The sequence below is a fragment of the Streptomyces violaceus genome, from assembly GCF_036014075.1.
Classification (GTDB): domain Bacteria; phylum Actinomycetota; class Actinomycetes; order Streptomycetales; family Streptomycetaceae; genus Streptomyces; species Streptomyces violaceus.
This window is the reverse complement of sequence record NZ_CP107911.1, coordinates 736054-750038: the sequence shown is the minus strand read 5'-3', so window position 1 is coordinate 750038 and position 13985 is coordinate 736054. Positions and strand designations below refer to the sequence as shown.

Sequence of the window (13985 nt, the reverse complement as noted above, 5' to 3'; positions counted from 1 at the left end):
CATTGCTTTACCTCCGGAAGGCGATGAGAGCGCGGTAACCGGACAGTGATGTGCGCGGGGTGACCGCCGCGAACGGCCGGCTACCGGGACTGGGCGAAGAGCCAGTCGATGACCACGTCGTTCTCGTACGTCTGGGCCCACGAGAGGTGTGGGCTCACCGGTGTCGTTCCGGCCGTGTAACTCGTGAACAGCACGTGGCTGCGCGTGGCCCGGGCCTGCCGTAGGAGGGCCCGTGACCGGGCCTCGAACTGTGCCTTCGGCAGGTCGTTGGCCCACTCCCCACGGCTGACCCGGGCACCGGCGGTCTCCAGCGCGTTCATCAGGGTCCAGGTGCCGGGGTTGCCGAACCGGCCCTCCCGGTAGGGGACGACCGGGTCGTCGACCGAGTGGTCGGCCCAGATCGGGATGTGCGTGATCCTTTCCATGGTGGCCGCGTCGCCCCAGCCGGCCGTGGGCAGGGCAGCCGCGAACACCTCGGGTCGCTTGGCCAGCAAACCGTAGATGCCGCGACCGCCTGAGGACAGACCGACCAGATAGACCCGGTCGGTGTCCACGTTGCGCGAGTGCTCGCGCACGAAGGTGTCGATGAGTTCGATCAGCGCGGCCTGGACCTTCGGGTCGGTCCAGTCCGTGCCGTCGGGTCCGTCCATGGGACGGGGCAGGGGGATCTGCGGAGAGAGGATGAACGCGGGGTTGCGGCGCTGTCGTTCCGGCTTGGCGAACGTCACCGCGATCCGGTTGGAAGTGAGCTGGGTCATGTTGTTGTCGGCGACTTCGCCACCGCCGTGCAGGGTGACGACGAGCGGGTACCGCGTGCGGGTCTGCGGGTTCCGTAAGTACCCCGCAGGCTGGTACAGCCGGAAGTCCAGTTCAGAACCTGCGGAGTCGGTGAAGGAACCGGCGGCGAAGTCGTCGGCCACGGGAGTGATGACGTCGTCGTTCCGGTTCGCGAACGGACCGGCCCTGAGTATCAGTTCGCCTTCCGGGGTGCGCACGTCCGCCACTTGTCTGACGGAGTAGGCACGGTCGAGCGGAAGGGGATCGGTGCCGGCCGCCCGGGCGTTGGAGTCGTCCGGATCGAGTTCGACGATCAGGCGGTCCCCCGGTCGTCCGGGGTGAGAGCGGTCGTCCACTTCGGCGGAGGCGTTGGAGTAGACCCGGGTCACCGTGCGAGCCGCTGTCCGTCCGCCCACGGTGGCCTGCACCTGGAAGGCGGCGGGCGGGACCGCCCCGCCGCGTAGATCGATGCGATGCGCGTACTGGATGGCGACGGCTGTCACCAGCCAGTTGTTCCTCGGCGTCACCCGTGTGAGGAGGTCCGTCCGCAGGACCGGATTGAGTCCGGAGACCGCAGGCCGTCCTTCGGACGGGGCTGTCGTGGCGTCGGCGGCCGCCGCGGTCGCCGTGCTCACCGTCGGCGCCGCGACCACACCCGCGGTGACGGCGAGCACCGTACGTCTGGGGATCGATCTCATGCGTCCTCGTCTCGCTCGGTGGGGCACCCGGACCGGGTGCCGTGGTGTGTGGATCCGGTCGTCCGGCTCCGAACTCACGGGAGCGGACGGAAGTCACCTTGGACAGCCCACCGAGAATCAACCCGCCCAGATCGCCCGCGGACCCGCCGATGAGCGCAGCCAGCGCCGGAAGCAGGATCAGAGCGACCAGAACCGAGGCGCGTTCGGTCATGGCGGGCAGCGGTAAGACGGCGATCGTGCCGAAGCCCAGGGCTGCCAGCATGCGGCGCTCGCTTTCTCGGGGACGGCCCTCGGCGGCAGTGGGCGGGAGCTGGGCGGGGACGGGCCGAGGTATACGCGAGAGTTTCGGAGCACTACCGGATCCCTGTCCAGCATCAAACCGAGATCTGTCCATGCGATCAGCGCATCAATTCAAGCGGCCGTCTCCCGAGCCGAGAGCTTCACCGCGGCCGCCGCAGAGAGATGGCGTCGGCGACGATGTCGTTGACCTTCCCTTCGAGAACGGAATCCCGCTGTCGGGCGGGCCACGGGGACGCGGTCACGGCGCGACGGCAGCGCAGCCGTCGATGCCCGCTGCTCGGACCAAGGCCGGCACGTCCCTCACACCCTGCCCGGTGACGACGTCACACGCGGTCCAGCCGCTGTGGCGGGTGGGGCGGCCAGGGCCCGAGAGCAGGCAGTCCCTCCACCGCCACCGGTGAGACCGTAGGCGTACGTCCGGCCAGCCAGGCCGCCAGGTCGCGCACGCGTCCGGTGACCACCGTGCCCGGCGGTCCGCCGCCTACGGACCACTGGCGACACCCGTCCTGGGCACGGATGCGTGTTCCTGCCGGAAGGCGGCCGAGGAGGAAGCCGATGGCATGCGCGGCCAGCTCCTCGGGCCAGTCGTCCGGCCGCACGCCGAGTTCCAGGTCGACCATGTGGATCCATGCCTCGCGCCAGCGTGCGAAGACGGTGGCGGCGAGGTCCGCGTTGCGGAACGTGACCGGGCGGCTCCAGTCGATGTCGGTGGCGCGTGCCCAGGCCGCCTCGAGCCCGGTCGTGTGCGCGGCGAGTTCCGCGCGGTGCTCGGCGGCGCTGCGGCCCGCCGTGGCCGAGATGATGGCGTTGCGTTCGTCCACCCCGCCGTCGTAGCCCGCTACGAGTTCACCGCGCAGGGCATGCTCCGCGATACGGGCGAACATGCGCGCGTTGTCGGTGAGATGAGCGAGGACATGGCCGCGTGACCAGCCCGGAAGCGCGGATGCCGAGGCGACCTGCTGGTCGTTCAGTTCGGCGACGAGCCTTTCCAGTGTCCGGTGGGCTTCGAGCACTGCTGCGACAGGAGGGTGCATGACCGGCTGCCCTACAGGGCCGGGGTCTGGTCGAGGACTGGCGGGGCCTGCGCAGCGAGCTCTCTGAGAGGCTCACCGCTCAGCCGGCAAACCCTCCACTCGTCGAGGAAGTCCACGCCGAGCGACTTGTAGAAGTCGATCGTCGGCTCGTTCCAGGCCAGGACCCACCACTCGAAGCGCTCGTACCCGTTCCGCCGGCAGACCGTGGCAAGGGACGCGAGCAGAGCCTTGCCGTGTCCTCCACCTCGGGCGTGCGGCCGTACGTAGAGGTCCTCCAGGTGCATGCCGCGCGTGCCGGTCCAGGTCGAGAAACGGGGGAACCACAGGGCAAAGCCCACGGCCTCGCCCGTCTCGTCGTCCTCGGCGATCAGGGCGAACGCGGCGGGATGCTGTCCGAACAGCGCCTCGCGGAGCTGCTCGTCGGTCGCTCGAGCCTGCTCAACGGCCCTCTCGTATGCGGCGAGTTCGCGGATCATCGCGCGGATCGTGGCGACGTCGTCCATCGTGGCGGCCCGGATCATGCCGGAGATCATCGGCCACCGTGCCGAGCCGTGTCCAGCGAATTCCGCGCCTTCCCCGCGGCGTGAGCCCGACCGTGGGCTTGGCCTTGACGGATGATGCGGGGAAGGCGTGCGCAGCCGTGCCGAGAAGGGCCTTGTGGGGCATCGACACGCTTCACGATGCTGCCTGGATGATGACTTCCGTCTTCGCGTTCGTCGGTGCGGCCTTCCTGATCGCCATGGTCCCGGGGCCGAGCACGGTCGTGATCCTGCGCCGAGCCGTGGTGAACGGCCGGAGGACCGGCATGGCCACGGTCCTGGGCAATGAGTGCGGGGTGCTGATGTGGGGCCTCGCCGCCGCCTTCGGTCTCTCGGCCCTGCTGCTGGCCTCGCAGGTCGCCTACGACATCATCCGGATGGCCGGCGCCGCGGTGCTGGTGTGGATGGGGACGCGTGCCTTGTGGCAGGCGAGGCGAGCGGGCCCGCCGGATGAGGGACCAGGGGAGACGGCCCCCGTATCGCTTCGGCGGGCGTACTGGCAGGGCCTGGTCACCAACGTCGCCAATCCGAAGGCCGGCGTCTTCGCCGTCTCCTTCCTGCCGCAGTTCGTTCCGCAGGGAGCGCCTGTCCTTCCGACGCTGCTCGCCTTCTCGCTGATCTGGGCCGTGATCGACCTGATCTGGTACCTGCCGCTGGTCTGGCTGGCCGGACGTGTGGGAGGAGTGCTGCGACGACAGTCCGTTCAGCGTGGTATGGAACAGGTGTTCGGGGCACTCCTGGTGGGACTGGGGGTGCGTCTGGCTGCAGAGTCTTGAGGATCGACTCAAGAGCGAGGCAGGCGTAGGCGAAGCGGCCCCGGGTGTTGAAGCGGCCGCGGGTGTTATTGAATGAGGTGTGCGGTCAGGAATCTCGGGGCCCTGTCGCCCGGGTTCTGGTACGGCCCCGGCGCTGTGCCGGGGTTGGCGAGCGAGCTGAGAGAGCCGCATGGACTCCACCCCGTCCCCATCGTCCGCGTCGCCGTTCGACATGGTCAGCGGCGCTTTGGGGCAGTACATCCCACGCGGCGGAGCGGCAGCGGCCGCCGGTTCTGCCGCCCCGCAGGGTGACAGTGCGGTCCGCCAGCGCGTACACGCCGATCCGGCCTCCGGCCGTCAGGAGCAAATTCTCGGCGCGGTCAACCTTGACCGGGATCTGAGAATCACCCGCTCCAATCTGGACGCCCCCGTTTTCGCGGGGGTGGAGGCCGTGACCGGGAGCTCTTTCGTCGATCTTCTGCCTCCCTGGGACGTACCGACGGTCACCCGGCGGTTGCGGCAGGTCCTCGAGAGCGGTGAGCCGCACGTCGCCCGGGTCCAGCGGCTGCGGCGCCGTGACGGGTCGGAGCTGGTGGTCTCGATGAGCATCCTGGCAGCCGCGGCGCCTCAGGAGGGCCTGACCGTCTCCCTGATCGCCATGGCCAGGAGGCTGCACCTGTACGCCGCCGAGACCGCGATCGGCACCTCGCTGGACATCGGCGAGACCGCACAGTCGCTGGCGGAGTCTCTGCTGGCCTGGGGAGACGTGGCCGCCATCGACCTCGATCTGGCTGTGTGGACAGGCGAGGTGGTCACGGAGCAGCCGCAACGGCGTATCCGGCTGCGGCGAGCGGCCCTGGTGCCGGACCGGGCGTGGCCCGATGGCTACGTGACTCCCGGCGACGATCTTCCCAGCGATGCGAGCCGCTTGCTGTCGCAGGCGGTGCGGCGTGACGATGCCGCGCAAGCCATCGTCATACCCGACCGGGCGGCGATCGAGCAGGTACTCGGCAGTGCGCGGCTGGTACGTGCCCTGGTGCCCGGTGACCGAGCGGCGGGCGTGGCGTACATACCCCTGGTTCTGGACGGCGCGCCGCCCGTCGTTCTGGGTGTGGCGGAGATCTGGCGGCGGGCGGACCGCCCCTTCGACGACGGCGAGCTGCTCGACCTGCAGGAGCTGGTTGCCAGGACCTCTCACCACGTTGACCTGGCCCGTCAGCACCAGCGCGAGCACACGCAGGTGCTGGCGTTGCAGCGCCGGCTGCTGCCGCGGTCCGGCGGCGACACCATCGAGACCGCCAGTGTCTACCAGCCCGCCACCCCCGACAGCGCGGGCGTCGGCGGTGACTGGGTGAACAGCTTTCCCTTGCCGGACGGCCGTACCGCGCTGGTGGTCGGTGACGTCGTCGGGCACGGTCTGGGAGCCGCGGCGACCATGGGACAGCTGAGCATGGAGGCCCGCGCGCTGCTGTCCGCGGGGCTGGCGCCCAACGAGGTGCTGGAGCACCTGGACGAGACCGTGACGCTGCTGGACGACACGGAGTCCGGGCTGGCGGCCGGTTACAGCGCACTCGGGTCGACCTGCTGCATCGCCGTCTACGACCCGGTCAGCCACCACGTGGCGCTGTCCAGCGCCGGCCACCTCCCCCCGGTCCTGGTGCCCCCGGACGGGCCCGCCGGCCCTGTCGCAGTACGCCCCCACCCCGGGCTGGGCGCCGAGTTCGCGCTGCGGGAGCCGTTCGTCGTGCACGTGTTCGCCGTACCCCCGGGCTCGCTGCTCGCCCTCTACACCGACGGCCTGGTGGAGGATCCCGCCCTGTCGATCGACGAGGGCATCGGCAGGCTGGCGGACGCCGTGTCCACGGTGCATCCCTGGGATGCCCTGCCGCAGGCCGCGCGGCGCTTGGTCTCCGACCTGGCGCCCGTGCGCCGGCGCGACGACGTGACCCTCCTGCTCGCGCGCATGATCGGCTACCGGAAGGGGGACACCGCGACCTGGCGTCTGCCCGCCCGGGGGGACGCGGCCGCCCGGGCCCGCACGCTGGTCTCCGCGCTGCTGGGGCGATGGCACACCAGAGACGACACCCGGGACAACGTGCTGCTGGTGGTCAGCGAACTGGTCGCGAACGCGGTCCGCTTCGCCGACGGACCCATCACGGTACGGCTGATCAGGGCCGGTCACGGGCTGCTGTGCGAGGTGGGCGACACCGGCAACGGCAGGCCCCGGCTGGGCCGGGGCGGGCTCCTCGACGACGGCGGTCGTGGACTGCACGTCGTGCATGGACTCACCACCCGGTGGGGGGTGCGGTGGACGGACACCGGCAAGGTGGTCTGGGCGTCAGTGGCGACAGCCGCGAGGTGACGCGGCTGAGGAGAGGGCAGGCCGGGCGGAGTCACCGGTGGTACGGGCGGCTGTCTCCGGCACGGCCGTGGCGCGAGCTCGCGCTACAGCCACTCCCCTGCCAGGGCGGTGGCCGTGAGGCCCGGGGCCGCCGCGTACAGGACGGCGCGACTGCCCCGTTCCTGCCCGGCGTCGTGCGCTCTCCGCAGGATGTCGAAGACGGCGGCGCCTCCGCGGTTGCCGCTGGTGTAGCTGTCCCGGCTGTAGTCCAGCAGCCCCGAAGGCCACCCGTCGGGCATCGTCTGCTCCATGTACTCCAGCACCCGCGTCCCGCCGGGGTGCGCGAGCAGAACGTCGGGGTGCCAGGAGCCGGGGTCGTCCTGGTAGCGGAGGCGCAACCACTCCCACATCGCGCTGACCGTCTCCTGTACGGCACGCGGCCCGCGCCGGTCCATCACGAAGTGGGTGCCGTCCTCCCGTGTCTCCAGGCGGTGCAGGTCCTGGGTGCCGGGCAGGGTGTGGTGCCAGGCGGCGTCCAGCCGCAGCACCGACTCGGGCCTCGGGCGGCCCGTGACCACCGCGGCGACCGCGGTGTCCGCGAACAGCAACCGGACGATCAAGGACTCCAGAGTGTCGTCCGCGGGCTGGTAGGTCGTGCTCAGTGCCTCCGCGATCACGACCAGGATCACCCGGTCGGGGTCCGCGGCCACGAGATCCGCCGCCAGAGCCAGGGAGCGGGTCCCGGCGACGCAGGCCCACTGCGTGGCCGGCAGCAGCATCACGTCGTTGCGCAGCGGGAGCTCGTTGGCCAGGGCGACGTCCAGCCCCGGCAGTGCTGGGGTGGTGGAGTGACTGGTGATCAAGCAGTCGACGTCGGCGGCGTCCAGCCCGGCGATCTGCAGGGCCCCGCGCGCCGCACGCTCCCCGCAGGACCGCACGGCCGCCCAGGCCGGCGCGGTGCGCTCCTGGACGGTCTGCGGCGCGGGTATCGCCTCAAGGGCGGCGATCACGCGATCCACGTCCTGCTCGGTGAACCCGTCGCCGGCCAGAGCCTCTCGGGCCGGCCCGATGCCGGCAGCCGGCAGGGTGCTCCCGTTGCCAGGCGCGACGGCGGTCTCCAGCGGCAGCATCCACCCGCGGGTTTCGATGCCCGTACTGGCCGCGATGCCGTCGATCCGCGGCGTCCACGCGGCGTGCGGGTGCCGGTCGCGGACCTCCGCCACGATCTGGCTGGTCTTCACGGTGTGCTCGCCGTGTATCACGGCGGGCGGGCACAGGTATGCGGCCATGGTCAGCACCTTTCTACGGGGAACGAGGCAGAACATCACGAAGGCTGTGTCATGGATCACTTAGGCACGGCGCATCCAAGTCAATGGCGATGCGCTCTACTTCGTGCTTCTGCGTCCGTTTCGAGAATGGACGCTAAATGGACATTTACGCTGTGATCTGGGCAACTTAGGTGGTTTTTGCCATGCGTGACACGGCGCACACTGCTGGGGCCCGCCGGGGAGGGTGGGGAGCGGCGGCAGCCGGGCATCCGGCTCCTCGCTCCGAAGGTCCCTCAGTCGAGACAGAACTCGTTTCCCTCGACGTCCTGCATCGGGATGCACGACTCGTTGACGCCGTCGGCGCGCAGTGTCTGCACGTGTACCGCGCCGAGCGCGACCAGTCGTGCGCACTCGGCCTCGAGTGCGGCCAGGCGCTCTTCGCCCACGAGCCCGGTGCCGACCCGCACGTCAAGATGCACCCGATTCTTGACGGCCTTGCCTTCGGGGACGCGCTGGAAATACAGTCGCGGGCCCACACCTGAGGGATCACCGCACGCGAACCATGCACCCTGACGCTCAGGCGGCAGCGAACGATCGTAAGCGTCCCAAGTGGCGAACCCCTCCGGTGGCGGCGGTACGACGTACCCCAGCACCTCGCACCAAAAACGAGCGACGCGCTCAGGTTCCGCGCAGTCAAAGGTGACTTGGAACTGCTTGATCGATGACATCGGCGCACCATAGCAGTGGGCTCCGCACCCACCTCTGCCTGAAACCGGAACCGGCCGCTGCGAAAACAGTTGGACACGTCCTGGGCTCTCCATGACTATTCGCGCTGTGACAGACGAAGCCGAACGCCGGACCTCAGTCCCCACGAGCACGAAGGCCGTGCGATTCGTTGAGTTGTCGAGCACAGCCATGATCGCGTTGCTGAAGGACGATCTGGCTCAAGCCAGTGCCGAAGCGGGTGTCGCACTCACCGAGTACTTCGTCACCGACAGGGCGAAGTGGGTGTGGCGGTATCGGGTGAATCAGCTGAGCTCGGACCCGAGTTGCGCGGGGTGGCTCACGCAGGCGGTGGTAGCCGAGCCGGAGGGTGCCGTCGTGGGGTATGCCGGGTTCCACGGGCCGCCGGACGACGTGGGCATGGTGGAGCTCGGTTACTCGGTGGTCCCCGTCCACCGTCGTCAGGGCTACGCCAGGGCGATACTGACCGCGTTGGTGCGGCGGGCCGCTGCCGAAGCCCGAGTCAGGACCGTGCGGGCGACGATCAGTCCGGACAACACCGCATCCCTGGCAACGATTTCCGGGTTCGGCTTCGTGGAGGTCGGAGAGCAATGGGACGAGGAAGACGGCCTCGAACTCATCTTTGAAGTTCCTGCCTGATCAAGCAGCGCAGCGGGCAGCCACCTCGCTTGACCTTGCCCTCCGGGGCAGGGTTTAGCGTGCGAGCAGTGAGGTGAGCGAGATGAGGATCAGTGAGCTCGCGCGTCGGGCCGACGTGACGACGAAAGCAGTGCGGTACTACGAGTCCCTGGGGCTGATCACGCCCGGGCGTCTCGGCAACGGCTATCGGGACTACGCCGAAGACGACGTACGTCTCGTGCGGGAGATCAGGGCCCTGCACCGACTGGGCATCCCGGTCGAGCGCACCCGGCCCTTCCTCGAGTGCCTGGCCGCCGGGAGCCGGCACGCCGACGACTGCCCCGCCTCACTCGCCGCCTACCGGGAGGCCATCGACGAACTCACCGAGCGGATCGAGGCACTGAGCGCCCGCCGTGCGACGCTGATCACCAACCTGCAGATCGCGGCCCACCGGGGCAGCGGGGCCGCACCGCCGGAGAAGGCCGGAACAGCGGGTGGGAGCCACCTGACCCTGCCCGCGGAGCTGCCCGTCCCCGAGGACGACGGTGCCGCCGCCCACCTGCCCGGCACGAGGATGCCGCCCCTGGCGCTGCTGAACACCGCCGGCCGAGCGATCCGGCTGGACACGCTCGGGCCTCGGCGCACGGTGATCTACATCTACCCCCTCACCGGACGCCCCGGCACCGACCTGCCGGAAGGCTGGAACTCCATCCCGGGCGCCCGTGGCTGCACCCCGGAGGCGTGCGGCTTCCGGGACCACTTCCAGGACCTCCTCGAAGCCGGCGCCGGCCGCGTCTACGGACTGTCCAGCCAGGACACCGACTACCAGAACGAGGTCGTGGAGCGGCTCGGTCTGCCCTTCGACATGCTCTCCGACCCCGCCCTCGGTCTCGCCGACCACCTCAAACTGCCCACCTTCGAGGCCGACGGGACGAGACTGTTCAAGCGACTGACACTTGTCGTCCGCGACAGCGTGATCGAGCACGCCTTTTACCCGGTCTTCCCGCCGAACGAGCACGCCCGGCAGGTCCTGGCCTGGCTGCGCGAGAACCCTCCGCTCACGACGTGATGAAGCAACCCATACCGAGGAGTCCTTCCATGTTCCGCGGCCTCAGCGCCTTCCCTCTCACGCCCACGACGGAAGAGGGCATCGACGAGCGGGCGTTCGGCGCCCTCGTCTCCCGTCTCGCCGCCGCGGGCGTCGACTCCATCGGCGCCCTCGGCTCCACCGGCGGCTACGCCTATCTCACACGCGAGCAGCGCGCCCGGGTGGCGAGGCTGGCGGTCGAAGCCGCCGACGGTGTCCCGGTCATGGCCGGCATCGGGGCACTGCGCACCTCGCAGGTACTCGCCGTCGCCGAGGACGCGCAGAAGGCGGGCGTGTCCGCGGTCCTGCTCGCCCCGATGACCTATCAGGCCCTCACCGACGACGAGGTGTTCGGCCTGTACGAGAGCGTCACCCGTGAGCTGTCAGTGCCGCTGTGCGTGTACGACAACCCCCGCACCACCCATGTCCACCTCACCGACGAACTCCACGGCCGTATCGCCGAGTTGCCGAACGTGGCCGCAGTCAAGATTCCGCCGGTGCCCGACGACCGGGCAGCCGCGCGACAGCGCGTCGCGGCGTTGCGGGCGCTGCTCCCGGACACGGTCAGCGTCGGTGTGAGCGGCGACTGGGCGGCGGCCACCGGACTGAACGCCGGATGCGACGCGTGGTACTCGGTCACGGGCGGCCTCTTCCCTGCCACCGCCCTCGCCCTCACCCGGGCCGCCCAGGCCGGCGACGCGGCTGGAGCCACGGCTCACTCCGAGCGGCTGGAGCCCCTTTGGGAGCTCATCCGCCAGCACGGCGGCCTGCGTGTGATGTCGGCGGCCGCCTCGCATCTGGGCCTCGCGACCGAGCCGAATCTCCCGCTGCCACTGCGGGGCCTGCCCCCCGACGCCCGACGCCGACTGGTCACCGTCCTGGAGCACCTCGCCCTGGGAACGAACGCGTGATCCGCCCGCTTGAGCTTGGCGGGGCAACTCACGCACAATGCCTGGCATGACCGCTGCCGCCGACATCCTCGTGGGACGACTGCACGTCGATCTGTGCCGCCAGTCCAGCGCGACCTGTCGCGGCTGACGACCAAGAGCCCATGAGTTCCCCGGCGGCGTAGGGCCACCGGGTCGTCAGCCTTCGTGCCTCCGCGTCCCCCACAGCACCATGCGCACCGGTCAAGGCTGCGGCCATCCCCTTTCACGCGCCCTTGCGTGCCCCGACGCGTCCCTGACGTACGTCACCGCGCCGGCATGCCCGCACGCCGTCTCCGCACCCCACTCGGAGTCACATGTCCGCGCATGCCCTTTCCCTGTTCCCGCCCACAACGGGCGACCGCCGCCGGGTCTCCGCCGACCTCCTCGGCCGGACGGCCGACCAGGGCGGTGGTGCCCGATGAGCGCCGCCCCCGTACCGTCGGGGACGCCGGAAGCCCAGAAGCCGGAACAGGATGCCCCTGCTCCTTCCCGGCTGCGGACCGTGGTGCTCGCCAGTCTGCTGGGCACCACCGTGGAGTGGTACGACTTCTTCCTCTACAGCACGGCTGCCGGGCTCGCCTTCGACAAGCTGTTCTTCCCCACATCCAACGGCACGGTCGGCACGATGCTGTCCTTCGCGACGTTCGCCGTGGGCTTCGTCGCCCGCCCCGTGGGCGGTCTGCTCTTCGGGCACATCGGAGACCGGATCGGCCGTAAGCACACCCTGGCCTTCACCATGGGGCTGATGGGCGTCTCCACCGCCCTGATCGGTCTGCTGCCCACCTATCAGCAGGTCGGCATCCTCGCGCCTGCGCTGCTTCTGGTCCTGCGGGTCGCGCAGGGCGTGGCGCTGGGCGGGGAGTGGGCCGGGGCGGTGCTGCTGGCCGTGGAGTACGGGCCCGACGGCCGCAAGGGCCGGTTGGGCAGCTGCCCGCAGATCGGGCTGGCTCTCGGACTGGCGCTGGGCACCGGCGTGTTCGCGCTGCTGAGCGACGCCCTCAGCGACGAGGCGTTCCTCGCCTACGGGTGGCGGATCGCCTTCCTCGTCAGTCTGGTGCTGGTGGTGGTCGGGCTGGCCGTGCGGCTGAAGATCGACGAGACGCCGGCGTTCCGTGCCGTACGCCGCCTTCGGGAACTGCCGCGTTCCGCGCCTCTGGTGGAGCTGATGCGTGCGCCGCAGGCACGTCGGCACGTCCTGCTCGGGATGCTCGCCCGGTGGGGCGAGGGGGCCGCTTTCAACACGTGGGCCGTCTTCGCCATCACCTACGCGACCGGAACGCTCAGGCTGGACCGTACGCCGGTGCTGCTCGCGGTCACCGCCGCGGCACTCGTGATGGCCGTGCTGATACCGGTGTCCGGGGCGGTGGTCGACCGCCGCGGAGCCCGCCGGGTCTACGTCACCGGCATGGCCGCGTTCTCGGCCTCGGTCTTCCCGGCGTTCTGGCTCTTCGGCACCGGCGGGACCTGGGCCTTCGCGGCGGCGCTGGTCGTGACACTCGGGGTCGTGCACGCCTGGTTCTACGGTGCCCAGGGCACCTTGTTCGCCCCCCTCTTCCCCACCCCGGTCCGGTACACGGGCATGTCCTTCGTCTACCAGATGTCCGGCATCTTCGCGTCCGGCGTCACCCCGCTGATCATGACCGCCCTGCTGGCACTCGGTTCGGGCAGCCCGTGGTGGGCCTGCGGCTATCTGGCACTGACCGGACTGGTCAGTGTGTGGGCGACCGGCCGGCTGCGGGACGGCGATCTGCATGTCCCGACCGGAACGGCGCCCCCTCGGGCTCACCACCGGCCCCACACCGGCATCGGCGGCCACACCCCAGCCAGCCGCGTCACCCACCTGCCCGGACGACACAGCCGGCCCCCACAGGGGGAAGCGAGGAACGGCTAGTCCTCCCGTGCCCACGGCCGGAGTTTCTCCGGGTTGCGGACCGCCCAGATGCGGGTGACGCGTCCGTCGGAGACATCGAACGCGGCTACGGTCATGACGACGCCGGCGCGCTGGGCCACCAGGCCGGGCGCACCGTTGACCGACCGCTCCAGGAGTTCCAGCCCGGGAGCCTTGTCGGCGATGGCGACCATGTACTGGGCGATGCGTGCGCCGCCCTCGACCGGGCGCAGGACGGTGCCGACCATGCCGCCGCCGTCGGCGGTCATCACGGCGGCCGGGTCGAGGAGTCCGACGAGGGCCGCGACGTCCTTGGTCTCCCATGCCTCTTTGACGTGCCTCACCACGTCGGCCCGGCCGGTCGCCGGCACCGGAGCGCGCGCGACGCTCACCCGCCGGCGGGCGGTGGCCGCCAGCTGCTTGCAGGCGGCCGGGGTACGGCCGAGAACGCCGGCGATCTCGGCGAACGGGTAGCGGAAGACGTCATGCAGGACGAACGCCACCCGCTCGGCGGGCGTCATCGACTCCAGGACGACGAGGAAGGCCATGGTCACCGACTCGTCCAGGACGATCTGGTCGGCGGGGTCCGCTGGGCCGGTGGTGTCGGCGCCACCCGCGTGGTCCCACTCGGTGCGGTCGGGCAGCGGCTCGGGCAGCCACGCGCCGACATAGCGTTCACGGCGCGCTCGTGCCGAGCCGAGCAGGTCCAGGCAGATGCGGCTGGTCACCGTCGTCAGCCAGGCGCCGGGGGACAGGATCTCCTCCTGCCGGCTTCGCGACAGCCCGTACCAGCGCGCGTAGGCATCCTGTACGGCGTCCTCCGCCTCGGTCATCGAACCGAGCAACCGGTAAGCGACATTGATCAGTCGGCGCCGCTCGCCGGCTATCTCATCCGTCCTGGCCCCGACAGTCCCCATGCTTCCGGCCGCCCCCTCGCCTTACCTTTCGCGGGCCCGCGTCGTCGGTCTGGTGAGACCTTATCGATCTACCGCCCGACGGCGGGCAAA

At 70.4% G+C, this 13985-nt stretch carries 13 protein-coding genes; 7 read left to right on the top strand and 6 right to left on the bottom strand.

The window, feature by feature from the left end; translation table 11 throughout:
* Window positions 1–80: 80 nt before the first annotated feature.
* The 3 genes from OG542_RS03465 to OG542_RS03455 form a co-directional block, all read right to left on the bottom strand.
* Entirely contained in the window at window positions 81–1475 is a 1395-nt protein-coding gene (locus OG542_RS03465) for a prolyl oligopeptidase family serine peptidase (protein WP_328408061.1), read from the bottom strand.
* Between the two features lie 623 nt (window positions 1476–2098).
* Window positions 2099–2809, bottom strand: a complete 711-nt coding sequence (locus OG542_RS03460) for a maleylpyruvate isomerase family mycothiol-dependent enzyme (RefSeq protein ID WP_328408059.1) — start codon at window positions 2807–2809, stop codon at window positions 2099–2101.
* Window positions 2810–2820: 11 nt separating this feature from the next.
* A complete protein-coding gene (locus tag OG542_RS03455) occupies window positions 2821–3330 on the bottom strand; it encodes a GNAT family N-acetyltransferase (protein WP_311129174.1) in 510 nt (169 codons plus the stop codon).
* Between the two features lie 170 nt (window positions 3331–3500).
* On the opposite strand from OG542_RS03455, the gene OG542_RS03450 reads away from it, so the two are divergent.
* Window positions 3501–4124: a LysE family translocator gene (locus tag OG542_RS03450; protein WP_328408056.1), complete on the top strand. Its 624-nt coding sequence runs from the start codon at window positions 3501–3503 to the stop codon at window positions 4122–4124.
* Window positions 4125–4293: 169 nt separating this feature from the next.
* Window positions 4294–6465 (top strand): ATP-binding SpoIIE family protein phosphatase, encoded by a 2172-nt coding sequence (locus OG542_RS03445; RefSeq protein WP_328408054.1) that lies wholly within the window; start codon window positions 4294–4296, stop codon window positions 6463–6465.
* A gap of 83 nt (window positions 6466–6548) precedes the next feature.
* Here OG542_RS03445 and OG542_RS03440 read toward each other — a convergent pair whose 3' ends face one another.
* Together OG542_RS03440 and OG542_RS03435 are read right to left on the bottom strand one after the other, a co-directional pair.
* The gene (locus OG542_RS03440; RefSeq protein WP_328408052.1) at window positions 6549–7733 is read right to left on the bottom strand and encodes a type III polyketide synthase; all 1185 of its coding nucleotides are present in this window, start codon (window positions 7731–7733) and stop codon (window positions 6549–6551) included.
* A gap of 272 nt (window positions 7734–8005) precedes the next feature.
* A complete protein-coding gene (locus OG542_RS03435) occupies window positions 8006–8440 on the bottom strand; it encodes a VOC family protein (RefSeq protein ID WP_328408050.1) in 435 nt (144 codons plus the stop codon).
* Window positions 8441–8627: 187 nt separating this feature from the next.
* On the opposite strand from OG542_RS03435, the gene OG542_RS03430 reads away from it, so the two are divergent.
* The 5 genes from OG542_RS03430 (at window position 8628) to OG542_RS03415 (ending at window position 12981) form a co-directional block, all read left to right on the top strand.
* Entirely contained in the window at window positions 8628–9095 is a 468-nt protein-coding gene (locus OG542_RS03430) for a GNAT family N-acetyltransferase (protein ID WP_328417747.1), read from the top strand.
* Between the two features lie 82 nt (window positions 9096–9177).
* Entirely contained in the window at window positions 9178–10143 is a 966-nt protein-coding gene (locus OG542_RS03425; RefSeq protein ID WP_328408048.1) for a MerR family transcriptional regulator, read from the top strand.
* Window positions 10144–10172: 29 nt separating this feature from the next.
* On the top strand, window positions 10173–11072 hold the full coding sequence (locus OG542_RS03420) for a dihydrodipicolinate synthase family protein (protein ID WP_328408046.1): 900 nt from the start codon (window positions 10173–10175) through the stop codon (window positions 11070–11072).
* A gap of 37 nt (window positions 11073–11109) precedes the next feature.
* Window positions 11110–11199 (top strand): putative leader peptide, encoded by a 90-nt coding sequence (locus OG542_RS40650; protein ID WP_106434236.1) that lies wholly within the window; start codon window positions 11110–11112, stop codon window positions 11197–11199.
* A 309-nt stretch (window positions 11200–11508) separates the two neighbouring features.
* The gene (locus OG542_RS03415; RefSeq protein WP_328408044.1) at window positions 11509–12981 is read left to right on the top strand and encodes an MFS transporter; all 1473 of its coding nucleotides are present in this window, start codon (window positions 11509–11511) and stop codon (window positions 12979–12981) included.
* On the opposite strand, the gene sigJ is transcribed toward OG542_RS03415, so the two are convergent.
* Complete coding sequence (sigJ, locus tag OG542_RS03410) at window positions 12978–13895, bottom strand: RNA polymerase sigma factor SigJ (protein ID WP_328408042.1); 918 nt, start codon at window positions 13893–13895, stop codon at window positions 12978–12980. The two genes, OG542_RS03415 and sigJ, sit on opposite strands and share 4 nt — an antisense overlap.
* Between the last annotated feature and the right edge of the window lie 90 nt (window positions 13896–13985).

Excerpts from the sequence above, each read along its gene's own strand:
- OG542_RS03460 (WP_328408059.1), bottom strand. The coding sequence starts at position 2,809 with ATGCACCCTCCTGTCGCAGCAGTGCTCGAAGCCCACCGGACACTGGAA.
- OG542_RS03465 (WP_328408061.1), bottom strand. The coding sequence starts at position 1,475 with ATGAGATCGATCCCCAGACGTACGGTGCTCGCCGTCACCGCGGGTGTG.
- sigJ (WP_328408042.1), bottom strand. The coding sequence starts at position 13,895 with ATGGGGACTGTCGGGGCCAGGACGGATGAGATAGCCGGCGAGCGGCGC.
- OG542_RS03435 (WP_328408050.1), bottom strand. The coding sequence starts at position 8,440 with ATGTCATCGATCAAGCAGTTCCAAGTCACCTTTGACTGCGCGGAACCT.
- OG542_RS03440 (WP_328408052.1), bottom strand. The coding sequence starts at position 7,733 with ATGGCCGCATACCTGTGCCCGCCCGCCGTGATACACGGCGAGCACACC.
- OG542_RS03450 (WP_328408056.1), top strand. The coding sequence starts at position 3,501 with ATGATGACTTCCGTCTTCGCGTTCGTCGGTGCGGCCTTCCTGATCGCC.
- OG542_RS03425 (WP_328408048.1), top strand. The coding sequence starts at position 9,178 with ATGAGGATCAGTGAGCTCGCGCGTCGGGCCGACGTGACGACGAAAGCA.
- OG542_RS03445 (WP_328408054.1), top strand. The coding sequence starts at position 4,294 with ATGGACTCCACCCCGTCCCCATCGTCCGCGTCGCCGTTCGACATGGTC.
- OG542_RS03430 (WP_328417747.1), top strand. The coding sequence starts at position 8,628 with ATGATCGCGTTGCTGAAGGACGATCTGGCTCAAGCCAGTGCCGAAGCG.
- OG542_RS03420 (WP_328408046.1), top strand. The coding sequence starts at position 10,173 with ATGTTCCGCGGCCTCAGCGCCTTCCCTCTCACGCCCACGACGGAAGAG.
- OG542_RS03455 (WP_311129174.1), bottom strand. The coding sequence starts at position 3,330 with ATGATCCGGGCCGCCACGATGGACGACGTCGCCACGATCCGCGCGATG.
- OG542_RS03415 (WP_328408044.1), top strand. The coding sequence starts at position 11,509 with ATGAGCGCCGCCCCCGTACCGTCGGGGACGCCGGAAGCCCAGAAGCCG.
- OG542_RS40650 (WP_106434236.1), top strand. The coding sequence starts at position 11,110 with ATGCCTGGCATGACCGCTGCCGCCGACATCCTCGTGGGACGACTGCAC.